20 protein-coding genes are annotated in these 23,187 nt (G+C 43.0%); 9 read left to right on the plus strand and 11 right to left on the minus strand.

The genetic code is table 11. The features are described 5' to 3' along the window. Positions 1-119: 119 nt before the first annotated feature. Both E0H94_RS06190 and E0H94_RS06195 read left to right on the plus strand, forming a co-directional pair. Positions 120-3,611: a PAS domain-containing hybrid sensor histidine kinase/response regulator gene (locus tag E0H94_RS06190; protein ID WP_131325597.1), complete on the plus strand. Its 3,492-nt coding sequence runs from the start codon at positions 120-122 to the stop codon at positions 3,609-3,611. 435 nt (positions 3,612-4,046) lie between these two features. Further along, the gene (locus E0H94_RS06195) at positions 4,047-4,814 is read left to right on the plus strand and encodes a hypothetical protein (protein ID WP_131325598.1); all 768 of its coding nucleotides are present in this window, start codon (positions 4,047-4,049) and stop codon (positions 4,812-4,814) included. Positions 4,815-4,880: 66 nt separating this feature from the next. Here E0H94_RS06195 and E0H94_RS06200 read toward each other — a convergent pair whose 3' ends face one another. After that, complete coding sequence (locus tag E0H94_RS06200) at positions 4,881-5,531, minus strand: response regulator (protein WP_131325599.1); 651 nt, start codon at positions 5,529-5,531, stop codon at positions 4,881-4,883. A gap of 369 nt (positions 5,532-5,900) precedes the next feature. On the opposite strand from E0H94_RS06200, the gene msuE reads away from it, so the two are divergent. Continuing rightward, positions 5,901-6,635: an FMN reductase gene (gene msuE, locus E0H94_RS06205; protein WP_131325600.1), complete on the plus strand. Its 735-nt coding sequence runs from the start codon at positions 5,901-5,903 to the stop codon at positions 6,633-6,635. A 26-nt stretch (positions 6,636-6,661) separates the two neighbouring features. Further along, complete coding sequence (gene sfnG / locus E0H94_RS06210; RefSeq protein ID WP_131325601.1) at positions 6,662-7,759, plus strand: dimethylsulfone monooxygenase SfnG; 1,098 nt, start codon at positions 6,662-6,664, stop codon at positions 7,757-7,759. A gap of 162 nt (positions 7,760-7,921) precedes the next feature. Here the strand turns inward: sfnG and E0H94_RS06215 are convergent, their stop codons facing one another. Further along, complete coding sequence (locus E0H94_RS06215; protein ID WP_131325602.1) at positions 7,922-8,257, minus strand: hypothetical protein; 336 nt, start codon at positions 8,255-8,257, stop codon at positions 7,922-7,924. A 212-nt stretch (positions 8,258-8,469) separates the two neighbouring features. Then, complete coding sequence (gene acs, locus E0H94_RS06220; protein WP_131325603.1) at positions 8,470-10,419, minus strand: acetate--CoA ligase; 1,950 nt, start codon at positions 10,417-10,419, stop codon at positions 8,470-8,472. A 290-nt stretch (positions 10,420-10,709) separates the two neighbouring features. Between acs and E0H94_RS06225 the strand changes: the two genes are divergently transcribed. After that, positions 10,710-11,291 carry a DUF805 domain-containing protein gene (locus E0H94_RS06225; protein ID WP_131325604.1) on the plus strand — a complete coding sequence of 194 codons (582 nt, stop codon included), beginning with the start codon at positions 10,710-10,712 and terminating at the stop codon, positions 11,289-11,291. A gap of 156 nt (positions 11,292-11,447) precedes the next feature. Next, a complete protein-coding gene (locus E0H94_RS06230; protein ID WP_413773006.1) occupies positions 11,448-12,383 on the plus strand; it encodes a mechanosensitive ion channel family protein in 936 nt (311 codons plus the stop codon). Here E0H94_RS06230 and E0H94_RS06235 read toward each other — a convergent pair. The 5 genes from E0H94_RS06235 to prfB form a co-directional block, all read right to left on the minus strand. Further along, the gene (locus E0H94_RS06235; RefSeq protein ID WP_131325606.1) at positions 12,363-13,070 is read right to left on the minus strand and encodes a 16S rRNA (uracil(1498)-N(3))-methyltransferase; all 708 of its coding nucleotides are present in this window, start codon (positions 13,068-13,070) and stop codon (positions 12,363-12,365) included. The two genes, E0H94_RS06230 and E0H94_RS06235, sit on opposite strands and share 21 nt — an antisense overlap. A gap of 222 nt (positions 13,071-13,292) precedes the next feature. Beyond that, entirely contained in the window at positions 13,293-14,573 is a 1,281-nt protein-coding gene (locus E0H94_RS06240) for a 3-deoxy-D-manno-octulosonic acid transferase (RefSeq protein ID WP_131325607.1), read from the minus strand. Positions 14,574-14,672: 99 nt separating this feature from the next. After that, positions 14,673-15,752 (minus strand): alkene reductase, encoded by a 1,080-nt coding sequence (locus tag E0H94_RS06245; RefSeq protein WP_131325608.1) that lies wholly within the window; start codon positions 15,750-15,752, stop codon positions 14,673-14,675. 26 nt (positions 15,753-15,778) lie between these two features. After that, positions 15,779-16,078, minus strand: a complete 300-nt coding sequence (locus E0H94_RS06250) for an ArsR/SmtB family transcription factor (RefSeq protein ID WP_016168823.1) — start codon at positions 16,076-16,078, stop codon at positions 15,779-15,781. Between the two features lie 141 nt (positions 16,079-16,219). After that, a protein-coding gene (prfB, locus tag E0H94_RS06255) for a peptide chain release factor 2 (RefSeq protein ID WP_131325609.1) occupies positions 16,220-17,315 on the minus strand; the annotation gives its coding sequence in 2 pieces (ribosomal slippage) (positions 16,220-17,242 and positions 17,244-17,315; 1,095 coding nt in all). 182 nt (positions 17,316-17,497) lie between these two features. Between prfB and E0H94_RS18635 the strand changes: the two genes are divergently transcribed. The 3 genes from E0H94_RS18635 to E0H94_RS06265 all read left to right on the plus strand — a co-directional run bounded on the left by E0H94_RS18635 (position 17,498) and on the right by E0H94_RS06265 (position 19,411). Continuing rightward, positions 17,498-17,689 (plus strand): hypothetical protein, encoded by a 192-nt coding sequence (locus E0H94_RS18635; RefSeq protein ID WP_227548556.1) that lies wholly within the window; start codon positions 17,498-17,500, stop codon positions 17,687-17,689. Positions 17,690-17,698: 9 nt separating this feature from the next. Then, positions 17,699-18,013, plus strand: coding sequence for a hypothetical protein (locus E0H94_RS18640; protein ID WP_227548557.1), 315 nt, complete (start codon positions 17,699-17,701; stop codon positions 18,011-18,013). 621 nt (positions 18,014-18,634) lie between these two features. Beyond that, the gene (locus E0H94_RS06265) at positions 18,635-19,411 is read left to right on the plus strand and encodes a putative porin (RefSeq protein WP_131325610.1); all 777 of its coding nucleotides are present in this window, start codon (positions 18,635-18,637) and stop codon (positions 19,409-19,411) included. A 56-nt stretch (positions 19,412-19,467) separates the two neighbouring features. On the opposite strand, the gene recJ is transcribed toward E0H94_RS06265, so the two are convergent. The 3 genes from recJ to glmM are packed head-to-tail and all read right to left on the minus strand — an operon-like array spanning position 19,468 to position 23,168. Next, complete coding sequence (recJ, locus tag E0H94_RS06270; protein WP_131325611.1) at positions 19,468-21,168, minus strand: single-stranded-DNA-specific exonuclease RecJ; 1,701 nt, start codon at positions 21,166-21,168, stop codon at positions 19,468-19,470. Next, positions 21,169-21,825, minus strand: coding sequence for a pyridoxamine 5'-phosphate oxidase (gene pdxH / locus E0H94_RS06275; RefSeq protein ID WP_131325612.1), 657 nt, complete (start codon positions 21,823-21,825; stop codon positions 21,169-21,171). It abuts the gene before it with no gap. 11 nt (positions 21,826-21,836) lie between these two features. After that, on the minus strand, positions 21,837-23,168 hold the full coding sequence (gene glmM / locus E0H94_RS06280) for a phosphoglucosamine mutase (protein ID WP_131325613.1): 1,332 nt from the start codon (positions 23,166-23,168) through the stop codon (positions 21,837-21,839). Positions 23,169-23,187 lie beyond the last annotated feature (19 nt).

The raw sequence follows: 23,187 nt of genomic DNA on the forward strand, positions 1-23,187 counted from the left end.
CTTAACAATGTTGTAGGGTTCTTGTAATTTAGACTTTGGTCTTTAAATTTTAATCAAATCAAACTGCCATGAACTTGAATAGGCTATGATAAGCCCGTAACTCGGGACAATTCGGCACTATGAACAGTTGGCTTATTATTGGCGTTCTCGCCCTTTACATCGTATTACTTTTTATTTGCGCCTTCTATGGCGAAAAACATGCAACTCGTCTAAGCACGCGCGGACGGATGCTGTTATTCAGCCTAACTTTAGGGGTGTATTGTTCTTCATGGACATTTTACGGTGCAACAGGAGCCGCAGTTCGGGAAGGCATTATCTTTCTGCCGATTTATTTAGGTCCCTTACTGTTCGTTGCTTTAGGTTATGACATTTGGCGCAGACTCGGTCGTGTCCGCCAACACCATGCTATTTCTTCAATAGCCGATTTTATGGCAGCACGCTATGGTAAAAGTGGTCCTTTGGCGTCACTGGTTACCATTTTAGCTGTAATTGCCATTATTCCTTATCTTGCACTGCAACTGCGCGCGATTGCGTTGAGTGCAACCGTTATCTTGCAACAAAACGCGGGATTGGAAAGCACCACCAACAGTGTGCTTTTTCTGACGGGGATTCTGGCTATTTTGGCGATGATTTTCGGGACAAGGCAGATCGCCAACACCGAACAGCATGGTGGATTAATGCTGGCTGTGGCGTTTGAATCTTTTGTCAAATTATTCGCCTTGCTGTGCGTGGCCATTTTCTTTGTTTTCGCCGAGCCTGAAAATCTCGGGAAAATTTCACATGATGTGGCCAAAACCTTCAAAGATGTCCAACTCTTTGGTGTTCCTGAAACCTTCTGGATTCAAACCCTCTTAGCCGCTTTAGCCATCATCTGTTTACCCCGTCAATTTCATGTGGCTGTGGTCGAATTGCGTGATGAAAAACATATTCGTGGCGCACGACGCTGGTTTGCCATTTATCTGATTCTAACCACACTGGCCATTATTCCAATTGCCAGTTGGGCGTTACATGCTGCACCTGAATATTTAGCGATTCCCGATGTTGCAGTACTCTCACTGCCGATTAGTTATCAACAGGATTGGCTCACCATCTTGGCTTTTTTGGGTGGATTTTCTGCCTCGACAGGCATGTTATTGGTGTCTTCAGTCGCGTTGTCGATTATGCTCAGTAATGACTTAATCATGCCTGCCCTATGGCGCTTCAATTTTCTTTCGCGACATGATAAACGCATGCCTTTGGTGCTAAAGTTTACCCGTCGTGTCTGTATCTTAGCGGTCATGCTACTGGGCTTTTTATTCTTTCATTTCTTCAACGATATTGATCAGCTCTCCGTATTTGGCTTATTGGCTTTTAGTGCAGTAGCACAATTCGCCCCTGCCCTGATTGGCGGCCTGTACTGGCGTGGCGGGAGTAAACAAGGTGTTTACGCGGGATTAAGTGTTGGTTTTATGATGTGGGCTTACACTCTGCTGCTCCCCACCATATTACGCAGCTTCCCCGAAGATTACACCGCCTTCACCATGCAGTTTTTACTCCATGGTCCATTCGGCCTGAACTGGTTACGCCCAGAAGCCCTACTGGGTTTTGAATCTTTTGCTCCATTAACCCACGGCGTAATTTGGGCTTTGGGGCTCAACATTCTGCTGTATATTTGGATTTCTCGTATTTTCAGACCAAGTATTGCAGAACAGATTCAAGCTGAAAGCTTCTTCTATTATGAAACCAAGCCTTTGCCTGCACAAAATACGTCCTCTGAAATCAACTATTTACATCATGATGTCGCACGCTTAAAAGTTGCAGACTTAATTACCTTAGCCAAACGCATTACTGGAGAGGGACCGACAACCCGAGCTTTTGAACAATTCTGTCAGCAAAATAATGTGGTTTTTAATGCCAACAGCAGTGCCAATGGCATGTGGTGGCGCTTTACGGAACAGTATTTGGCGGGCACCATTGGCGCGGCATCTGCACGTACCTTATTAACGACCGCGATGGTCAATAACGGCTTAGCGTTGGGGCAAGTGGCCAATATTTTAGACCAAGCCTCTCAATGGCAACGCTTTAATCAAAACCTGATTATGACCATGATCGATCACATGACCCAAGGCGTGAGTGTGGTTGATGAAAACATGTGCTTGGTGGCATGGAATAATCAATATCTTAAATTATTCGATTATCCTAAAGATCTGGCCTATGTCGGTTGCCCGATTGCCGATTTGATTCGTTATAACGCAGAGCGTGGTGAATGTGGACCGGGTTCAGTTGAAGAACATGTGCGTAAGCGTATTCACTGGATGAAAGTCGGCAGTGCGCATGAGTTTGAACGGATTCGTAAAGATGGTCGTGTCATTCAAATGCGTGGCAATCCAATTGAAGGTGGGGGGTTTGTGACCACCTTTGCGGACATTACCGCATTCCGAGAAAATGAAGCGATGTTAGAGGCACGGGTGCAAGATCGAACCCAACAGCTTGCCGATGCTTTGACAGAACAGCAAGTGGCACGTGAACAGGCAGATAAAGCCAATATGTCGAAAAGCCGCTTTATTGCCGCAGCCAGTCATGACCTATTACAACCCATGCATGCTGCACGTTTGTTTAGTACAGCTTTAGAACAAAGTGTTCAATCCGAAGAAGACCGTAAAACCTTACAACAACTGGATCGTGCGTTGTATGGTGCGGAAAGTATGTTATCAGCATTATTGGATATTGCTCGCTTAGAAGGCGGTACGATTCAACCGAAACGTCAAGCATATCCGTTACATGACTTGTTGAGCGACTTAGAATTACAGTTTAAATCGATTGCAGCACAACGCGGTATTCAACTGCATGTGCATGATGCTCAGTTCTGGATTGATACCGATCCACAATGGATTCGCCGTATTATTCAGAACTTTGTCAGCAATGCCTTACGCTATACCGCCAAAGGACGGGTCATTGTGGGTGTTCTGCGCGCTTCAGAACGTCCACAGCATATTCGAATTGGGGTTTGGGATACTGGACCAGGGATTGCTGAAGAACAGCGAATCAAGCTGTTTCAAGAGTTTGAGCGTTGCGGACACACCTCCCCTTGGGGTGAACAGGGGCTAGGACTAGGTTTGGCAATCGTACAACGCATGACGGGACTGTTAGATTATCCAGTACATGTCTATTCCGAACTTGGGAAAGGCTCTTGCTTCATGATTGAAGTACCCGTAGTCGCAGCACCGAAAATCACTGCCACACCTGTGCAGGCTATTCCATTGAAAACCAAAGCCTATCGGATTTTATGCTTGGATAATGATGAAACCATTTTAGAAGGGATGAGTACTTTACTGACCAAATGGGGCTATCAAGTCTTTAAAGCCACAGAACCTGAGCAAGCCCTTGCCTTGATTCAACAAGAAAACATTCAGGTGTGGTTGGTCGACCAACATTTAAATAATGAAAAAATAGGACTGGATTTTATTTTGCAAAATCGTCAAGAAAAAGTACCCGTCGCACTTATTACGGCAGACTCTGATCCTGAATTGCCACAGACTTTAAAAGAACTGAATATTGTCTTGTTAAGGAAACCGTTAAAGCCTGCATCGCTCAGATCATGGTTATCTGGACTAAAAATTTCCAGTGACTAGGCTCCGATCGTACAAATCTACGGTGTATTCAGCGTGTTCTGAATGCACTGTTTTGCTTTAAAATGCCAAATATGACCTCAGCAACGGCAAAAGTTTTTAGTCCGCTCTATTTGCAACGGCTATATATAAAATTAAATGATTGAAAATAAAAGAATTACAAAAAATCAGGGAGTCATTCTCGTCTTTTGTTTTTTTGACTATGGCAGATTCATTCAGGTTACATTAATGTACAGTTGTACACTTAGTTACAAAATTTCAAGCCCTTTATTTTATTGATATTTATTACTCATTTTTCACCATATACGACTTTAGTCTTATACTTTTTCCAAAGCAGAAATTCCATAAATAAGGACATTCCCGAGCAAAAAAATTCACAAGACAAATGGCTCGATTGTCAATGCTCGCCCACATTGCACAAGCTTTCAGGAGACCTCCATGAACATCTCTGACATGGTTCCACATAATTTACATCAAGCCCAACAGTTCCATCGCCTTTATGGTGTGAATGCCCTATTGCCTGATATTGATTGGAACCAAATATTTGAACAAAGTAAAATTACCCCCACTCATGTTGAAGCGCTGAATACCCTCTATCAAAGTGCTGTCCCGCTTGCACTGAAAGTTTTTGACGAACTCAATTTTGATGTATTTACCCCTGCCGAATATAAACCACAAGGGCTAGGCCTGTTTGAAAAACTCACGCTACAAGAGGAAAAACTGTTACAGGTGCTCCAAGCCGAAACACGCAGTTTAAGCCCTTCAATTCGTCACCAAATTTGGAGCATGTTACTTCGTGGTGGTGCTGTACTGGTATTCAAAGCATGGTTGGGTAAAGTGAAAACCAATTTAGACCAGTTGGACACCAGCCAATTTGATGAACTGTCTGACCTACTCTTTATTAAAACACCACCGATTGAATTGGCAAATTGGTTGATGGTCGATATAAATGCCCCATACGATCACATCTTCCTCATGTATGACAATCAAATCTATCTCGACCGCTTTAACAGTTTAGAAACCGCTGCATTGTTTGTAGATTTAGGGGTCTATGACGCTGCATTCTTGAGTCTAAGAGACGATCGCGTCGCAGAATATTTAAAATCGAAAGGTTATATTAGCCAAGATCAAATTGATGAATTGGAATGTGCACTCAATCCACTTTATTGTGACAACACCATGTACAAACAAGACTGTTTGGCTTAATACCGTTTTATATAGACAAAAAAATAAAGACCTCTAAGAGGTCTTTATTTTTTGTGCTTCACAGCCTTACATTTTCTTGTCATCAATATTCAAAGCATTAATGGCCAGTACCGCCTGAGTACGATTTTGCACCCCTAATTTGCGGAAAATGGCCGTCACGTGCGCTTTAATCGTGGCTTCTGATACATCCAGTTCATAGGCAATCTGCTTATTGAGCAAACCTTCCGCAACCATCATTAACACACGGAACTGTTGTGGGGTCAGCGATTGAATGCGCTCTGCCAACTCAGTTTCATCTGCTGCACGCGGATCAAAAGTCATATTGCTTGGTAAATTGGGTGGTAACCAAATTTCACCTTCTAAAACTTGGCGAATCGCTTCACCAATATGGCTTGGATGCGCTGACTTCGGAATATAGCCCATGGCACCATGCGCAATGGCACGCTGAATAATAGACACTTCTTCATGCGCAGAAACCACAATGATCGGCAGTGAAGGATGTTGTGCACGGACATGAACCAAGGCAGAAAAACCTGATGCACCAGGTAAATTCAGGTCCAACAAAACCAAATCGGGTTCAGGACCTTTTTCTAAACGTTCATAAAACTCATTTACTGCGGCTGTCTCATTAATTTGGGCTTGCGGTAAGCTATAGCGAACGGCTTGAATCAAAGCATGACGAAACAACGGATGATCATCAACGATTAAAATATTCATAAGCAGCGTAAGAGATCTAGTGCACAGTAATTCTTATTCTAACCATACATGTGCCCTTAAGGATATGCAAATATTAACTATTTTTTAAATAACTACAAAAAATAGGGAAATCGTCGGTATGTGGTTTTTCAAAAAAGTCGAAAAACAAATCTGAATTTACTATAAATCTAATTCTCAAATTAAAAATCCTTATTCATTTGCAATATAAAGTGATAATTCAACCAATTAATTCAAATTGTTGCGACAAACATCAGCACTTTTAGATATATCTTAAAATCAGATAATGAATCTGTTTTTCCTTATTTTACAGCCGCTTTGCTCCTGTTGATAAATAGCAAATATTCCAAAACTACTTGTAGGCTATTTGCTATGTCATTTTCTCATCAACCCAAACCTCTGAATATTGTCGCGGTGTCGGGTGGTTTAAATACACCGTCTAAAACCGAAGCTTTAGTTCAAGAAATTTTGAATGAATTGAGTGCTGCCACTCCAATCAATGTTCATTTTATTAAATTCAGCGAAATTGGGCATTTATTGGGAGGGGCCATTTATCGCCATCAATTACCACAACGTATTCAAGATGATTTGGCCGCGGTAGAAGCAGCCGATGCCTTAATTGTAGGCACACCGGTTTATCGCGCTTCATTTACTGGACTTTTCAAACATTTCTTTGACTTTGTCGAACAAACCGCATTGGTTGATGTCCCTGTATTACTGGCTGCATCTGGGGGAAGTGACCGTCATGCCTTGGTGCTGGAACATCAACTGCGTCCACTATTTAGCTTTTTCCAAGCACAAACACTCCCTATTGGCGTGTATGCCACAGACCGTGATTTCACCCCACAATATACCATTCACAGTGAACTGCTACGTGACCGTATTACTCTGGCTGTTGCACGTGCCTTACCTATTTTGGAATGGGCGCCAGCCAAAGGGCAACGTGCCGATGTCATCAAAGAAAAATCACAACATGCCAATCAAACGTTGGGCATTAACACGCAAATTGAGCAAGCTGAAGTTTTACCTTCTGCCGCAGTGCCAAGTTTAGATGCTGCTGAATCTCGGCTTCATGCGAAAAAACCGCTACAAAACCATGTTGCATAAAAATTAAACCTTCCGAGGGTCTCCGCATGACACAACATAATGACGTTCTTTTTGCCTATTGGGTACCCAATGTCAGTGGTGGCTTGGTGGTCAGCGATATTGAACAGCGTACTGATTGGAGCTATGACTACAATGTCCGTTTAGCACAAACGGCTGAGCAAAATGGCTTTACTTATGCATTGACCCAAATTCGTTTTACCGCAGGTTATGGGGCAGAAAATCAACACGAGTCGGTCAGTTTTAGTCAGGGTCTATTGGCAAAAACAGAAAAACTCAAAGTTATTGCGGCGATTTTGCCCGGCCCTTGGAAACCCGCTTTGGCGGCAAAACAATTGGCCACGATTGATCACTTATCGCAAGGACGTATTGCAATTAATGTGGTCAGTGGTTGGTTTAAAGGCGAATTTGATGCCATTGGTGAGGAATGGCCTGAACATGATCAGCGTTATGCTCGTTCAGAAGAATTCATTCGAAGCCTCAAAGGCATCTGGACGCAGGATCATTTTAATTTTCAAGGTAGGTATTACCAATTTAATGACTACACCCTAAAACCGAAACCCGTGCAGCAACCCCATATTGAAATTTTTCAAGGTGGCAGTTCTCGGGCTGCACGAGACATGGCTGCTCGCGTTTCAGACTGGTATTTCACCAATGGCAATAGTGCTGAAGAACTAAAAAAACAAATTGATGATATTCGCGAGAAAGCCAAACTGAATGATCATCAGGTCAAAATTGGGGTGAATGCCTTCATTATTGCCCGCGATACAGAACAAGAAGCTCAAGCGGTATTACAGGAAATTATTGCCAAGGCCAATATTCCTGCTGTGCATGCCTTTGGCGATGCCACACGTGAAGCAGGTGCAGCAAGTATAGAAGGCGAAGGCAACTGGGCAAAATCGACATTTGAAGACTTGGTGCAATACAACGATGGTTTTAAAACCAATCTGATTGGTACACCTGAACAAATTGCTCAACGCATTATTGAATTAAAACAAGTAGGGGTAGATCTAATTTTATCTGGCTTCTTACATTTTATTGAAGAAGTCGAATACTTTGGCGCAAAGGTGTTGCCCTTGGTCCGTGAACTTGAAGCACAACAGCGTGTACAAGCAAAGTCTGCTTAATTGTTGAATTACAATTTAAGCAGACTCATTTCATGAACCCACAACAACAATAACATGGCAACGCCAAATTTCCCCTAAGACTCGGCTTAGGGGATTTTTTTTTTGGGTAAAATAGATTTAAATCATCTAAGTAACCATTAGTATCAGTTTGAATACACGGTCTTAAAACACTCTAGAACTTTGCATATAATCTGCGGTCACCTGATTTAAACTGTCCAAAATATGGTCTTTTTGACCTGTCTGAATTGCACCGTCCAATTGCAACATATAATTCAATAACTGCTGTTTGGCCGCTTGGGCAAACTCAGAGGTAACAGCTTGATCTTCGTAGAGTAAAACGTAATTTTTAGCAAAGCCATAAATTAAAAATAAAGCCGTTTGTTCAGATGAATCTATAGCCAGCGGAATATTTTGCTCACAGAGCTGTTTGAGTTGTTTGAAGGCATCTGTGCCAGAAGAGAGCGTTTGGAATTGCGTCAAAATAGATTGAAAAATCATTTGAAAAGATCCTCACAAAAAGAAAATCTACAGATTTCAATCTGACTCGTCAACTTAAAAAATTTATATTTACATCATTTTTTCAAGATCTTAAAAATGATTAAATTTAACCAAATGTTAAATTATTTTTTATCATGATTGGCAAGAAGCAACGTATTACACGACTTCTTGCCTTAGATGTCTTATAAATTTAGAACCCCATCCAAACTGACTTAAGAGGGTGCTTTCGCGTAAACATTGGCGATCAGAACCTCCACCACTTGTGGGTCAGCCAAGGTTGAAGTATCCCCTAAACTATCCAATTCATTCGCGGCAATTTTCCTTAAAATTCGACGCATGATTTTACCCGAACGGGTTTTGGGTAAAGCAGGTGCCCAATATAACGCATCGGGTGTGGCAACAGGACCGAGCACTTTGCGCACCCACGCCACCAACTCGGCTCTCAGTTCTTCAGATTCAGGGACATCGGCTTGCAAGGTCACAAAAGTACAAATACCCTGCCCTTTAATCTCATGCGGCATACCCACCACGGCAGCTTCGGCAACCGCTTCATGTGCCACCAAGGCACTTTCAATTTCAGCCGTACCTAAACGATGCCCTGCAACATTTAAAACATCATCGACACGGCCGGTAATCCAGTAATAACCATCTTTATCGCGTCTTGCGCCATCGCCAGTGAAATAGCTACCCGGATAAGTCGAAAAATAGGCTTCAATAAAGCGGGCGGGATCGCCCCAAATGGTTCGCATTTGTCCTGGCCAAGAATCTTTAATAATCAGATTGCCTTCGGCTTCACCTTCCAGTTCTTTGCCCTCCGCATCAACCAAAGCAGGTTGAATTCCAAACATGGGACGTGTTGCCGAACCTGGTTTTAAATCGGTTGCACCAGGTAATGGGGAAATTAAAATACCGCCCGTTTCGGTTTGCCACCACGTATCTACAATTGGGCAGCGGCTTTCGCCCACAACGGTGTAATACCAATTCCATGCTTCAGGATTAATCGGTTCTCCCACCGAACCCAATAAACGTAAACTGCTCCGATCACTCTCTCGCACAAAAGCATCGCCCTCACGCATCATGGAACGAATAGCCGTGGGTGCAGTATATAAAATAGTGACATTGTGTTTATCGACGATATTCCCCGTGCGTGCCCAACTCGGATATTGCGGTACACCTTCAAACATGACCGTGGTTGCACCATTCGAAAGTGGGCCATAAATGACATAAGAATGCCCTGTAATCCAGCCCACATCTGCGGTACACCAAAAAATATCGTCTTGTTTTAAATCGAAGACTTCACGGAACGTGCTGTTCACATAGGTCAAGTAGCCTCCTGTGGTATGCAGCACCCCTTTCGGCTTACCTGTCGAACCCGAGGTATATAAAATAAATAACGGGTCTTCCGCTTTCATAGGTTCAGGCGGACAAATGTCATTTACCGACATAATTTCCATGTGATACCACAAATCACGCGGGGCGTTCATCTGAATTGGGTTGCCGGTACGGTGTACCACTATTACATTTTGCACCGACTCTGTACCCGCCAGACTTAAAGCAGCATCGACATTCTCTTTCAGAAAAATAGGTTTGCCACCTCGCATGCCAGAGTCAGCCGTAATCACGACTTTCGCCTGACTATCCTCTATTCGACTGGCCAAAGAATCGGGAGAAAAACCACCAAAGACCACACAATGTACAGCACCAATACGTGCACAAGCCAACATTGAAATTGCTGCTTCAGAGACCATAGGCATATACAGCACCACCCGATCACCTTTTTTTACCCCATTTTTCTTTAAAACATTGGCAAAACGGCATACTTCATCGTGCAATTCCAGATAAGAAATTATTTTATGCCGTGAAGGATGATCTCCTTCCCAAATAATGGCAGGTTTATACGGATGTTCTTTTAAATGTCGGTCTAAGCAGTTGGCGCAGACATTCAATTCACCATCGGCAAACCATTCAATTTTAAAGTTCTCTTGATCAAAATTGGTATTTTTGACTTGGGTGAATGGGGTGATCCACTCCAGTTTGTGAGCCTGCTCTGCCCAAAAATCTTCAGGATGTTCTATCGATTGCTGATAACGTTCAAAATATTCGGCTTCATTGGTACGTGCAGTTTTTTTAAATTCTTCTGGAACAGGATAGACTTCTTTCATATTCATACTTCCTTGATCTTTTTCATCTCATCACGAGATGCATGCCACGTTATATATTTTTTATTGCTGCATCTGGGCAGTATTACGGCTCTTTTTTAGACACTGCAATCATGCTTTGCTCGTATATTATTTATACAGATTAAATTCACAAGATGAAATCTGATCTCTAGAAAAACTTTCGATGAATCAGTGTCTGGCACTTAAAATCATCTTATAATTTTCCTGAAATACCACGTATCTGCTTTTGCAAAACGCAACATTTCATTACCGAATCTACACTGGGAAAGCCTATGAGCACTCCGCAAACATCCCCTTTTTTCTCACGTAATGTCTCACCTCAAAATGAAAATCCCTTGTCTATGCAAGGGCGCTTTGGTCGACTGAGCCTGATTGCGTGGAGTGGTTTTCTCAATCTGATCACCTTTTTTGCCACATTGGCATTAAGCCTGTTCCTCGGAATTTTTAACTTCAGCAGCTATTCTTTAGAAAGCAATCTCTTAGAAACCTTTTTAAGTGTCGCTGGACTCGGTTTTTGGGTCATTTTTATCCTGTATTTTTATTTCAGTTTGGTGATTATGATCCGTCGCCTTCATGACCTGAATAAATCAGGCTGGATGTTATTGTTGTTCTTGATTCCCCTCATTAATTTTTTTATGGCACTTTATGTATTATTGGCTTCAGGTACAGCAGGTTTAAATCAATACGGTACCCCACGTACGACACCGGTTTGGGAAAAAATTCTAGCGTGGCTGATGATCATTTTATTTATGTTAAGTTTTATGGCTTCTGGAAGTTTCATTTCTTATATGATGGGAGCTGGTGAACTGGACACCCCGCAAGAAGTGATTCAAAAAGGCACTGAATATTTTTAACAGCTGCCCACCTCGCTAAAGCTGTATAACTTCAGTTGCATTCAGTTATCTTTCTGGCACTTTTCAGGCAAAATAGCGACAAATTTAAATTGTTTCGGATCTCCTGTGGCAGAACAACAACACAACCTGAGCGACGTTGCTCAGGGAACCTCTCAAATGATACAAGAAGCAGGTGCGAAAACGGCTGAAACCGTGATTGCACATACTGCGAAATATAATGATGCCTACACCACCATTGATAAAATCATGGCCAGTTTCTGGGAGCGCGTCCCTTATTTTTGTATCGCACTGGTTGTTGTGATTATTTTCTGGTTGCTCTCTAAAGTCTTTAAATTCTTTGTCCGTAAAACTTTAGAAAACCGCTCGTATACCCGTCAAAATCTGGTGCTGGTATTGAATCGCGTCGGAACCAGTATCATTATTTTCTTTGGTTTCCTGATTGCCATGGTCATTGCCATTCCAGGTTTCACACCTGGACAACTCATGAGTGCCTTGGGGATTGGTTCGGTAGCCATTGGTTTTGCTTTCAAAGATATTTTTCAGAATATGCTGTCAGGTATTCTGATTTTACTCAGTGAACCGTTCCGTATAGGTGATGATATTATTGTCAATAATATGGAAGGGACCGTTGAAGATATTCAGATTCGCGCGACCTTCTTACGCTCAAATGACGGACGCCGTATTGTGATTCCAAATGCAACTGTCTATACCAGTCCTGTTACGGTAAATACCGCCTACCAACGTCGTCGTTGCGAGTTTATGGTCGGTATTGGTTATGAAGATGATGAACAAAAAGCCAAAAACATTATTACCGCCATTTTAGATAAGAATCGCACTGTCCTCAGTCAGCCCGGATTTACAGTGAATGTGACTGCATTGGCTGATTTTTCGGTGAATCTGACCGTGCGTTGGTGGATTGATACCACAGAAACCAATATTGCAGCATCAATCAGTGAAATTCAGGCCGAAGTCAAACGTGCCTTTAATGAACACAATATTAATATTCCTTACCCAGTACAAGAGGTGAAAGTCCACCGTGACCAGAACCTGCCTTACATGAATCCAGAAACTTCAGGTAAACAAACGCCCTAAAATATAAGAAATTGCGGTTTCCGTTCTTAAAATTCGGTTGCCTAAGCTCACCGCTTGGCAGCCGTTTTGTTCAAGTAGCTCAATCTCATAAGGAATAAAGCCGCCTTCTGGACCAATCAGCAAAGTACAGGCATGTGTCATCGCATTTGGCATATTTATATCCGCATATGGGTGCGCCACATAAGCGGGTTTTTCGGGCGTAATCCACGTGGGTAATACATCTTCCACAAAAGGTTTAAAGCGTTTATAAATTTCAATTTTCGGGGCAACCGTATCGCCTGCTTGCTCAAGCCCCAAAGTCACGTATTGATCAATCTGCTGTAAAAAAGGGGTTTGCCAATAGCTTTTATCGACTCGGTAACTGTGTAGCAATACAATTTTTTCCACCCCTATCGTCACGCTATCCATAATTAAACGTCGCAACACTTTCGGACGCGGCATTGCCACAATTAACGTCACGGGCAATTTAGCAGGTACAGACTCTTCATGTAAGGGTTTTAAGCGTACAGCTGTTTCAGAGACTTCCATCACTTCTGTAAGATAACGCTTTCCATTTTGTATCCCAACTTTTAAAGTATCACCGACTTTAAGCTCTAAATGGCGATGCAAATGTTCAAGCTGGCGCTTAGCACTAATGGACCAGACTTCAGATTCAGTTTGGCGCGGGTCTAAGAGAACGATATTCATAATTTAAGAAAGCCACTTTAAACTTTGAGAACCCGTGATATTTAACAGCTCGCTCATTCATAGCCGCAAATCACAATATAAATTTAAAGCCATTGTGTAGGCATCACCCAACTTTTGAAAGAGCAAAAGTTGGCAAAACTCTTTGTTAGGCTAATGGTATGTCCCTATACCACAGCCTAACGGTGGCATCCATGCCACCTCCACTTTTCAAATTGCAAGAACTTATAAATAACCATCAATTGCTTGAATATGCTTTTTCAAAGAGCCTTTATTCAACTGCATAATCTGTTGTGCCGCTTGATTCAATTGTTGGGCTTGCTCAGTATCTGCCAATAACTGCATCAGGACGACAGCAGCTTGTTCAGCATTCTCAACCACTTTCACTGCATCGGCCTGTACAAATTCATCAACGATGGTTTGGAAATTAAAATAGTTTTTCCCCAATACCGTCGGGATATCTAAGGCAATCGGCTCTAAAATATTATGCCCACCACCGGGTTCATTCAGCGAACCGCCGACAAAACAGGCATCCGATAAGGCATACCACAACCACAGTTCACCCATTGAGTCAGCTAAGTAGACTTGGCTATCCGCCGCTATTGCTTGCCCTAAACTTCGACGCGTGGTGTTTAAATTTAAACTTTGTGCAACTGCAAAGACCTCATCGAAGCGTTCAGGGTGACGTGGTACCACAATACAGAACAGTTCAGGCTGCGCATCTAAATATGGCTTTAAAGCACTTAACAATTTTTGTTCTTCGGGTGCATGGGTACTGGCAAGGACCACAATCTTACGCCCAGCAAGTGACCATTCTTGTTTTAACTGAGCCGCCTGTTTGACAAATGATTCAGGCGCATGAATATCAAACTTAATACTGCCCACCACCTGTGTAACCGACTGAGCTGCACCTAACTGGATAAAGCGCTCAGCCGTTGCTCTGTCTTGTGCCAAGAGCTGGTCTAGCCCGTGTAACATCGCTTGCGTTAAACCCGACACTTTGGCATAACCCTGTGCAGATTTTTCCGAGAGACGTGCATTCACCAATATCGATGGCACTTTAAATGCTCGTGCCTGATCCAGTAAGTTTGGCCATAATTCGGTTTCAACTAAAATTAAAATCTTCGGTTGATATTTTTGAAAAAAAGCCTGTACTAAACCCTTTTGATCGGCAGGTAAATACACCGCTTGAAACAAAGCATCATAAGGTACTTTATCAAATAGCGACTTGGCACGTGCCTGACCCGTTTTGGTGGTATTGGTCACCAATACGGAATGACCTTGTTTTAAATAATGTTCAATTAAAGGCTGTGCCGCATTGGTTTCACCCACAGAAACTGCATGAAACCAAATTGCCTTGAGGTTTTTAGGCATTTGAAATGGGCCAAAACGTTCGACACATTCCTGATGGTAAGCGCCTTCATCTTGCGCCCGTTTTTTGATTCGCCATTGATATAGCGGTTTAAGCATTGCGAGTGCTGCGTTATACCAAAAAGGAGTAGCCAAATATGTGCTCCAAAAAAACGATTGCAAATAAAACAGCGCAATTTATCACATGGAAGAAATTGCGCTGTTATCTTGTCGTGAATTTAGCGGAAAAGCAATTTAAACCGCCGCAGTTTCCGTTTCAGCTAAAGTTGGATAATCAATATATCCTGCTGCCACATCCGTCCCAATCATGTTTTCCAATTTGAGTTCATTCAACGGTGCATCAGCAACCAAACGCTCATACAAGTCGGGATTGGCAATATAATCTTTACCCCAAGACACGGCATCAGCCTGCCCTGTTGCTAACAGATCAATCGCATCTTCACGGCTTAAACGCATATTAGCAATCAACGGTACGCCACCTGAACGTTGTTTCAAGTACGTGCTAATACTGTCATCTGCCAAATATTCACGCGTGAAGAAGAATGCTATCTGACGCTGACCCAATTGCTCTAGCGCATAACCAAAGGTTTCACGTGGATCATCATCGCCCATGTCATGCTCATCGCCACGTGGAGCTAAATGCACCCCAACACGACCTGCACCCCAAACTTCAATCAGTACATCAACCACTTCAAGCAACAGACGTGCGCGGTTTTCTACGCTGCCACCATATTGGTCTTCACGTACATTGGTTGAGCTTTGCAAGAACTGGTCAATTAGATAGCCATTGGCTGCATGCAGTTCCACACCATCAAAACCTGCTGCTTTGGCATGAATCGCAGCTTGTTTATATTGCTCAACAATGCTCTGAATTTCAGCAATTTCTAAAGCACGTGGCACCACATATTCACGTTTTGGACGCAATAAGCTCACATAGCCTTTTTGTTGTACATTACTTGCCGAAACAGGGGTTTCACCATTGAGTAAATCCGGATGCGATACGCGACCCACATGCCACAACTGCGCCACAATTAAGCCATCTTTGGCATGTACCGCCTGAGTGACCTGTTTCCAGCCTTCAACTTGCGCTTCATAAAACAGCCCCGGTGTATTCAAGTAACCATTGGCTTCTTCTGAAATCACGGTTGCTTCAGAAATAATCAACCCTGCACTTGCACGCTGCGCATAATATTCCGCCATCATGGCAGTTGGTACGCGGTCTGCGGTGGCACGACTCCGCGTTAAAGGAGCCATAATGACGCGGTTTTTTAAGTGTAGCTCACCCAAAGTTAAAGGAGTATTCAGTTCAGCCATAGTCGCCTCGATCGCCACTTTTTCAATTAAAGTGAACGTTGCAAATGTTCAATATATTGCTGAATCAAGGCTTCGTTGCGGGAAAAATAAGACCATTGCCCGTATTTTTCGACTTGAATTAAACCTGCTTGCTGGAGCACCGATAGGTGATTGGACATGGTCGATTGCGAGACTTTACCTAAACGTTCAATGTGCCCCGCACATACGCCTCGTCTAAAGTCACCACATTCGTCACTCGACAAAAACTGTTCAGGATGTTTTAACCATTCCAAAATTTGTCGACGGGTCGGATTCGCCAATGCTTTAAAAATTAAATCAATATCCATAGTTCAGACAGGTTCAATCATGTGCAAGCTTGATTCAGCTTTTCTTTAATATATCGTATTTTTTCGATTTTTATATCGAATATTTTAGATATATTGTAAAAAACTGCATCAAACTTGGCTAAGTTATTGATGATACTTGACTTATAAGCCTTGCTTTAAGCTGGCTTCGATAAACTTATCTAAGTCACCATCCAATACTGCACCCGTATTCGAGTTTTCAATACCAGTACGTAAATCTTTAATGCGTGAGTCATCCAAAACGTATGAGCGAATCTGACTGCCCCAACCAATATCTGATTTCGAGTCTTCAAGTGCTTGCGCAGCTTCATTACGTTTGCTCATTTCCAGTTCATACAACTTGGCACGTAACTGTTTCCAAGCATGGTCACGGTTGGCATGTTGTGAACGCTGGTTCTGACACGCTACCACAATGCCTGTTGGCGCGTGGGTTAAACGTACCGCAGAGTCAGTTTTGTTAATGTGCTGACCACCCGCACCCGAAGCACGGTAGGTATCGGTACGTACATCAGCAGGATTGATGTCAATTTCAATGTTGTCATCCACTTCTGGCGAGACAAACACCGCAGAGAACGAGGTATGACGACGGTTACCCGAGTCAAATGGTGATTTACGCACTAAGCGATGTACACCCGATTCGGTACGCAACCAACCATAAGCATACTCACCTTCCACACGAATCGTTGCGGACTTAATCCCAGCCACGTCACCACCCGACTCTTCCATCAATTCAGCTTTGAAGCCATGACGTTCAATCCAGCGCATATACATACGCAACAGCATGGACGCCCAATCTTGTGCCTCTGTACCGCCTGAACCTGCCTGAATTTCCACATAGCATGGATTCGGGTCCATCGGGTTACTGAACATCCGGCGGAATTCAAGTTTTGCCAGTTCTTCTTCAGCAGAAGATAATTCAGCTTGCACATCGGCCAACAGACTTTCATCATCGGCTTCTACCGCCAAGTCCAGCATTGCCTGTGCGTCTTCAAGTTGTGTCGTCAAACCATCCAACACATTTAAAACGTTTTCAAGTTCGCCTTTTTCTTTGGCCATCGCCTGCGCACGGCTTTGGTCATTCCAAATAGCAGGATCTTCTAATTCACGCAGAACTTCTTCTAAACGTTCTTTCTTTAGATCGTAGTCAAAGATACCCCCGTAATGTTTGACCACGGTCGTTTAAATCTTTTAATTGGTTTAAATACGGATTAATTTCCACGGGAGCTACTCTCAAATCAATAATTAGCTTAAATAGCCCTCAATTATAGCACAGAGCATTTAGAGATTTTTAGCCATCCCCTGCAATTAGGAATTGACGACACTGATGGATTTATCAACCGTAGCCCACTTTAAAAAGACATAATACTTTTATAATGACAACCACTTTAAGTGGTTTATTGAATGAAACCAGTTCTTGCCAGCTTAGCTGTGGCACTCATGGCATCCTCAAGTTTTGCCTATAATGCTGAAACTGATACAGGCTTTAGCCATTTTGACCGCGATGACAATATCCCTGATGCTGAAGGACAATTTGACCTTACAGGAACTGTCTACTTTAACCCTGTTAGAGCAAAAAATGCACCACTCAACTAAGCAGCATTCTTGGGTCACAAGAGCAATGTCTCTTTAAGCTATAGCTATAATTACTGGGACAGTAAAACGCTATCCGATGGTTTAGGGAATCCTGTTTCTCAGGAAAGTAAGGCCCAGCATATTGGCGCTGGCATAGAATATTTTGTCGAGCAATTTTATTTGAATGGTCAAGTGGGTTTTGGGCAAGCAAAAGATGAAACTAAAATTCAATCGGTGCTCGATCGTGTTAAATATAAAGACGATTATGATGCTACGACCTACCGCGCCTTAGTCGGTTATATGCCAATTTCCAACTTACTCCTTGCTACAGGGGTTGATGGCTAACAAGGAGATGAGGACAATGACGATAACCGTTTTGCATTAGCAGCCAAATACGTTGCTCCTGTTGGTCAAGGGCAGTTTATAAATCTTGAAGCCGATGCTGCTTGGGGAGATATCGACAATATTAACTTAGCGGCCGATTATGACATTGATCCTGCTTTTAGCTGTGGACTGGCGTATCACATTGAAGATGATGGTGATGAGGACACCGATTTCTTCTCGGTGCGCTCGAAATATTTCCTCAATCCAAACTTTGCTGTCGGTTTTGGTGATGATGTGCAAGGCTTTAATTTAAATGCCACACTACGTTTCTAAAATTTTCTCTCGTTTTAAGCTCTCAAGACAACACGCCGAAGGGCGTGTTTTTTAGTATTTTCCGCTTACAATTTCATCGATTATTTCACCATTTTCTATGCTATTCATAGAAAATACACAATTTTAATAAATCACTACAATTATTAAATTTAATATATATCATATACTTAAAAAAAGGTAATTACATAATATTACGCTCGAAACAATTCGGTAACCTTCGTGCTGTTGACGCAATTCAGTTTTGCCCTAGACTAAAAGTGTAACAAAAAATTAATTCATTTTTTAGCCAAATTTCAGAGGGGTCTTTCCATGAAAAAATTAGCAATTGCCTCAGCGTTGTTCTCTGTCGTTGCCATGACGGGAACAGCTCATGCATACCAAGCCGAAGTAGGTGCTTCTGCTGGACTAATCGATCCTGATAATGGCAGCTCAAGCGGTTCTTTTGGTGTAGATGGCACATATTACTTCAACCCAGTTCAAACTCGTAATGCACCTTTAGCCGAAGCTGCGTTCCTAGACCGCGCCAGCAATGTGAATGCACACTATGCCTATAACGAAATTGGTGATGACGAAGTCAACAACTATGGCGTGGGTGCTGAATACTTTGTTCCAAACTCAGATTTCTACTTGAGCGGTAATATCGGTCGTCAAGATATAAACTTTAACAACGGTGCTGACTTTGACACGACCCTTTACAGTGCTGAAGTCGGTTATTTACCAGCACCAGGCTTCTTGGTGGCTGCTGGTCTTAAAGGATATGACAATGACCAGGATGACGGTGTAGACCCAACAGTCCGTGCAAAATACGTGACTCAACTCAGCAATGGTAAAGACATCAACCTTGAAGCAGGTGCTTCTTTTGGTGACTTAGACGAATACAACCTAGCTGCAGACTACTTCATTGATAAAAGCTTCAGTGTGGGTACAGACTACTACAGCAATGACCTTAATGATGTAAATGAATTCGGTGTAAATGCACGTAAATTCTTTACCCCACAAGTAAGCCTTGAAGGCCGTGTCGGTTTTGGTGAAGTCGGCAACAATGACTACAACAAATTTGGTGTAGCAGCGAAATACCGCTTCTAATTGCCAAAGCAATCATTCTCATCAAAAAAAACCGCTGAATTCAGCGGTTTTTTTAATTATTGCAAATGCAACACTCGCAATTGCAAATTCACTTGCCCATTAAAACTATTCTGTTCTAATTCATATACCAAATGCACCGAAGATTGCATGGGATCAAAGCTAAATTTATCCGCCGCATTAAATGCAATCGCATCCACCACTTGCCCATTCTCCAAAGCCAAACGTAATTTCAGGTGAATTTCCTTTAACCAACGATAATCCAACACCTGAAACTGCCCTTCAAAAATCGGGGATGGAAATTTTTGCCCCCAAGGGGTCAAATGTTGCAGCAGATGAACCGTATCTAAATTCAATGCCTCGGTTGGTAATACGCCATCTGTCCATAAAGTGGCTTGAAACAGTGCCTCATCCATACTTTGGATCAGTTGAACAAAATGCTGTTTAAATTCATCGAAATGCTGTTTCTTGATGGTTAAGCCTGCGGCGGCTGCATGCCCACCAAAATGGCTGACCAAATGTGGACACTGCTCTGCCACGGTTTCTATGGCATCACGAATATGAATGCCTTCAATCGATCGGGCTGAGCCTTTAATATGCTCACCATCTTCATCGGCAGCAAATACAATCGCGGGACGGTGGAACTGTTCTTTTAAGCGCCCCGCCACAATCCCAATCACCCCTTGATGCCAATGCGGTTCGAACAGAATCAACGCGGCAGGCGTTTCACTCAGCTCAAGTTTGAATTGTGTCAAAGCAGTTAAAGCATCCTGTTTCATTTGGGTTTCGACCTGACGTCGTTCCACATTCAGTTGATTCAATTGCTGAGCCAAAGGATATGCAGTGCTGTAATCCTCTGCCAACAAACATTCAATGCCAATGTCCATGGTTTCCATGCGTCCCGCAGCATTAATCCGTGGCCCCAAGACAAAGCCTAAATCCTGTGCTTTGAGTTGTGCAACATCGCGCCCCGCCAGTTCCAATAAAACCGAAATCCCGATGCGACACTGTTGTTGCTGGATCCGTTTAATGCCTGCATCTACTAAAATACGGTTGTTATAGTCCAATGCAGCAACATCCGCATAAGTCCCCAAAGCCACCAAATCCAGATACTGCGCCATTTTGGCACTGGATTTACCTTGCTGGGCACGGCCACTACTTAAATTCGCCAACAGATAAAACGCAACCCCGACCCCTGCCAAGGCTTTGCTTGGAAATTCACAGCCCAATTGATTGGGATTCACCACCGCCTCAGCAGCAGGGATTTCTTTGGTCGTGAGATGATGATCAGTAATCACCACCTGCATACCGTGCGCCTGTGCTTGTGCCACACCCGCATGGCTAGAAATCCCGTTGTCCACCGTGACCAGAACATCAGGCTGAAACTTGGCAAAAGCCAAATCCGCAATCGCAGGAGTTAAACCATAACCATATTTAAAACGGTCGGGCACCAGATAATTCACTTGTGCGCCCATTTCTCGCAATGCCAACATCATTAAGGCTGTGCTGGTGGCACCATCTGCATCATAATCGCCCACAATGACTATTCTCTGATGCTGATCAATTGCTTGATCAAGCAATTCAATTGCCTGAGGCAATCCTTTTAAATTCGGGGCTAAGAGATGTTTCAGCTTTAATTCAAGTTCTTGTTCCGATTGCACCCCACGACGCGCCAAAATTTGTGCAATAAAAGGCGACACGCCCTGAATATTTTCAGGGCGTGTTAAATAAGGTCGTTGTTTAATTTGTATCTGTGTCATTTAAGGCATCAGTCGTTGTAATTTCCATATACCATCGATTCTTTCATAACTCAGACGGTCATGTAAACGATTTGGTCGTCCTTGCCAAAACTCATAATAATCTGGCTGCAAACGATAGCCACCCCAAAAAGTAGGCTTATCTAATTCAGGCTGCTCTACAACCTGATCCTGCAAATTCTGGAAACGTTGCTGAAGCTCATCACGACTGGCAATCACACCACTTTGCGGGGTACTGATGTGTGCAGCAATCTGGCTGTCCCGAGGGCGCTTACGATAATAGGCTGTTGCTTCATCTTCCGTAATTTTTTCGACTCGACCACTGACACGAATTTGGCGCTCTAATTCTGGCCAGTAAAACAACAGCTCAGCATAAGGATTCTCAACCAAGTCTAAGCCTTTTTGGCTGTCATAGTTGGTATAAAAGTCATAACCTGCTTCTGTTGCGCCGCGTAATAACACCGTCCGCACATGTGGACGACCTTGGCGATTTGCTGTCGCCAAATACATCGCATAAGGTTCGTGTAAACGCGCCTCTAGGGCAATATTAAACCAATTGAGAAATTGCTCATGCGGATGCTGTTCAACCTCCGACTCAAGCAACTCCCCTTTTTGATAACTCAACCGCAATTCACTTAAATCTTTAATTAAATCGCTCATTATATTGTTCCTTAAGCGGCTTGGGTACGAACCACATCAGCAAGATGATTTGCCAAAGCAGTGACTTCTTCCAGTTGATCACCTTCTACCATGACCCGAATCACAGGTTCTGTACCTGATTTACGAATCAATAGACGGCCACGTCCTGCGAGCTGCGCTTCCGCTTTTTCAAATTCAGCCACCATTGCCGAGTTTGCATAGGGGTCGATCATCTGCTCTAAACGCACATTGACCAACACTTGCGGGAACAGCTTAAAGTCTGCAACCAGTTCATGCAGTGCCTTTTTCTGCTCAACCATCACTGTCAGGACTTGTAATGCCGCAATAATCGCATCCCCTGTCGTGCTCTTATCTAGGGTTAAAATATGCCCTGATGGCTCACCCCCTGTGACCCAATGATTTTCTTCAAGGGCTTGGAGTACATAACGGTCACCGACTTTGGCACGGACAAATGGCACTTGAGCCTGTTTTAACGCCAATTCCAGCGCCATATTGCTCATGACCGTACCCACAATACCTGCTGGTTTTTTACTGGCTTGTGTTGCCAGAATATATAGAATATGGTCACCTGTGATCTGTTCGCCATGACGATCTACCATAATCACACGATCCGCATCACCATCGAAGGCAATTCCCACATCTGCTTTGTGTTCAATAACAGCTTTCTGCAAATTTTCAGGATGAGTTGAACCACAGTCTTTATTAATATTAAGACCATTAGGCTCATTATAGAGTGCAATTACTTTGGCACCGAGCTCTATGAACACGGCAGGTCCCACGTTATACGCCGCACCATTGGCACAGTCCACCACAATTTTTAAATTCGACAAATCATAATGATACGGGAACGTTGATTTACAAAATTCGATATAACGCCCATTGGCATCTTTCACACGGACACTTTTACCCAAGTTAGCAGTGTCTTCGATCAACAAGTCATTCTCTAATTCTTGGTTAATCGCATCTTGCAATGCATCTGGGAGTTTTTTGCCCTCACCCGAAAAGAATTTAATGCCGTTATCAAAATAAGGATTATGCGACGCAGAAATCACGATCCCTAAGCTCGCGTGTAAGGCACGAGTCAAATGAGCAATGGCAGGGGTCGGCAATGGACCCAATAAATGCACATAAACGCCCGCAGCGTTCAAACCTGCCTGTAAAGCCGCTTCTAAAATATAACCCGATAATCGGGTATCTTTACCTAATACGACGATTGGCTTTTCTTTCTGCGAATTTTTTTTTAAGACTTTTCCTGCTGCAAATCCTAGTTTTAATGCAAACTCAGGCGTAATTGGTAATTCTCCAAATTTCCCACGAATACCATCTGTGCCAAAATAACTCATGTTTTACTCACTTCTTATA

The organism is Acinetobacter sp. ANC 4173, from assembly GCF_004331255.1.
In the GTDB taxonomy this organism is placed as follows: domain Bacteria; phylum Pseudomonadota; class Gammaproteobacteria; order Pseudomonadales; family Moraxellaceae; genus Acinetobacter.

Coding starts and splice junctions, on each gene's coding strand:
- E0H94_RS06190 (WP_131325597.1), top strand. CDS start 120: ATGAACAGTTGGCTTATTATTGGCGTTCTCGCCCTTTACATCGTATTA.
- E0H94_RS06265 (WP_131325610.1), top strand. CDS start 18,635: ATGAAAAAATTAGCAATTGCCTCAGCGTTGTTCTCTGTCGTTGCCATG.
- pdxH (WP_131325612.1), bottom strand. CDS start 21,825: ATGAGCGATTTAATTAAAGATTTAAGTGAATTGCGGTTGAGTTATCAA.
- E0H94_RS06200 (WP_131325599.1), bottom strand. CDS start 5,531: ATGAATATTTTAATCGTTGATGATCATCCGTTGTTTCGTCATGCTTTG.
- E0H94_RS06195 (WP_131325598.1), top strand. CDS start 4,047: ATGAACATCTCTGACATGGTTCCACATAATTTACATCAAGCCCAACAG.
- recJ (WP_131325611.1), bottom strand. CDS start 21,168: ATGACACAGATACAAATTAAACAACGACCTTATTTAACACGCCCTGAA.
- E0H94_RS06245 (WP_131325608.1), bottom strand. CDS start 15,752: ATGGCTGAACTGAATACTCCTTTAACTTTGGGTGAGCTACACTTAAAA.
- E0H94_RS06215 (WP_131325602.1), bottom strand. CDS start 8,257: ATGATTTTTCAATCTATTTTGACGCAATTCCAAACGCTCTCTTCTGGC.
- E0H94_RS06225 (WP_131325604.1), top strand. CDS start 10,710: ATGAGCACTCCGCAAACATCCCCTTTTTTCTCACGTAATGTCTCACCT.
- glmM (WP_131325613.1), bottom strand. CDS start 23,168: ATGAGTTATTTTGGCACAGATGGTATTCGTGGGAAATTTGGAGAATTA.
- E0H94_RS06235 (WP_131325606.1), bottom strand. CDS start 13,070: ATGAATATCGTTCTCTTAGACCCGCGCCAAACTGAATCTGAAGTCTGG.
- acs (WP_131325603.1), bottom strand. CDS start 10,419: ATGAAAGAAGTCTATCCTGTTCCAGAAGAATTTAAAAAAACTGCACGT.
- E0H94_RS06250 (WP_016168823.1), bottom strand. CDS start 16,078: ATGGATATTGATTTAATTTTTAAAGCATTGGCGAATCCGACCCGTCGA.
- E0H94_RS06230 (WP_413773006.1), top strand. CDS start 11,448: ATGATACAAGAAGCAGGTGCGAAAACGGCTGAAACCGTGATTGCACAT.
- msuE (WP_131325600.1), top strand. CDS start 5,901: ATGTCATTTTCTCATCAACCCAAACCTCTGAATATTGTCGCGGTGTCG.
- sfnG (WP_131325601.1), top strand. CDS start 6,662: ATGACACAACATAATGACGTTCTTTTTGCCTATTGGGTACCCAATGTC.
- E0H94_RS18635 (WP_227548556.1), top strand. CDS start 17,498: ATGAAACCAGTTCTTGCCAGCTTAGCTGTGGCACTCATGGCATCCTCA.